Annotated in this window: 1 protein-coding gene; it reads right to left on the bottom strand. The window is 67.4% G+C overall.

The annotated features are described in order from the left end of the window. Window positions 1-123: 123 nt before the first annotated feature. Complete coding sequence (locus tag FHP25_RS42380) at window positions 124-1482, bottom strand: tetratricopeptide repeat protein (protein ID WP_147852678.1); 1359 nt, start codon at window positions 1480-1482, stop codon at window positions 124-126. Between the last annotated feature and the right edge of the window lie 213 nt (window positions 1483-1695).

Raw genomic sequence — 1695 nt, 5'->3', positions numbered from 1 at the left:
GCACAATATATCCATAATTGCTACTCAAAAACACCATTTACATGCCTACATACTGGACGCAAAATCGCCGCTTTTTTCAACAAAGCCAAATACTTACCTGACTCTGTCAGGGGTAACTTCGGGCTAGCGCGGGCCGCCGGCCGGCCGGGGGATCTCGGCGATCTGGGAGTCGGGCGCGGCAGGACCGACCCGCTCGCTCGGGATGCCGACGTCGTCCTGGTCCGGCGCGGCCGCCAGCAGGGTGGCCTCGGCACGTTCGTACCAGCGCCGCGCCTCTTCCTTGTCGGGCATCACGCCCCGCCCGGCCTCGTACATGAAGCCCAGGCTGGCCTGCGCGCCGGCATGACCCTGCTCGGCGGCGAGGCGGTACCAGCGCACGGCAGCGGCATCGTCCTGCCGCACGCCATGGCCCATCGCATACAGGCTGCCGAGGCCGCATTGGGCGCCGGCATGGCCTTGCGCCGCAGCCTTGCGGTACCAGCGCTCCGCCTCGGCGTCGTCGGGCGCCACGCCCTGGCCGTCGTCGAACATCACCCCGACCCGGTACTGCGCCTCGGCATAGCCCTGATCTGCCGCTTGCCGATACCACTTCATCGCTTCGGCAAGGTCGGGTTCCACACCCTGGCCGTCGGCATACATGGCGGCAAGGTTGACCTGGGCGCGCACATCGCCCCGGTCGGCCGCCTCGCGGTACCATTCAGCAGCCTTCTCGTCGTCCTGCGGCACGCCCCGGCCATGGGCATACATGTAGCCGAGGTTGAACTGGGCGGGCGCATAATCCTGGTAGGCGGCCTCGAGATACCACTTCGCCGCCTCGGCATCGTCGCGCCGCACGCCCTGGCCGGCGAGATACAGGCTGGCGACGTTGTACTGGGCAATCACGTGCCCCTGAGCCGCGGCCCGGCGATACAGCGCGAACGCCTCGGTGTAGCTGCGCTTCACGCCCCAGCCGTTGTCGTACATGAAGCCGAGATTGACCTGGGCATCGGCATGCCCCTGGTCGGCCGCCTTGCGATACCAGCCGACGGCCGTGGCATCGTTGCGCCGCACGCCCCAGCCCTGGGCGTACATGTAGCCCAGGTTGTTCTGCGCGCCGGCATGGTTCTGGTCGGCCGCCTTGCGGTACCATCGCACCGCCTCGGCCTCGTTCTTCGGCACGCCACGGCCGGCGGCATGCATGAACGCGAGATCGGCCTGGGCGTCGGCATTGCCCTGGTCGGCGGCGCGGCGAAACCATCGCACCGCCTGGGTGTCATCCTGCCGCGTGCCCTGGCCGTTGGCGTAGAGGAAGCCCAGCCCGAACTGGGCCTGCGCATCGCCCTGGGCGGCCAGCGGCCGCAGCAGCTGCATCACTGTCGCATAGTCGCGGCGATAGTACGCCGCACGCGCATCCTCGTGCGGGTCGGCCGCCGCCGGTGCCGCCATCAGCGACGCCGCCAGCGCCATGGCCGCCACAAGCCCGAGCTGGCGCCTTCCCCTCATGATCGTCGCCGCTGCCTCCCCATCGCCCGGCGCGAACCAGTGATACTACTCCAAGTCGCAGGCACGGGATAGACGCAGCACCCGCAGGCAGGGCAATCGCATTAGAGAAAGAGCTTGCGTTTGAGGGATAGGGGTTAAGGCTGGGTTGGGTTGAGTAGTAGCGTAGGAGTTTGGCGCCATGGAGGAGTCGAGGTCGATTTTCGCCGAACTGGA

The organism is Vineibacter terrae (assembly GCF_008039615.1).
Lineage (GTDB): Bacteria > Pseudomonadota > Alphaproteobacteria > Reyranellales > Reyranellaceae > Vineibacter > Vineibacter terrae.
Note: the sequence above shows the minus strand (reverse complement) of the source record. Positions and strands in the feature narration are given on the sequence as shown.

Excerpts from the sequence above, each read along its gene's own strand:
- FHP25_RS42380 (WP_147852678.1), bottom strand. The coding sequence starts at position 1,482 with ATGAGGGGAAGGCGCCAGCTCGGGCTTGTGGCGGCCATGGCGCTGGCG.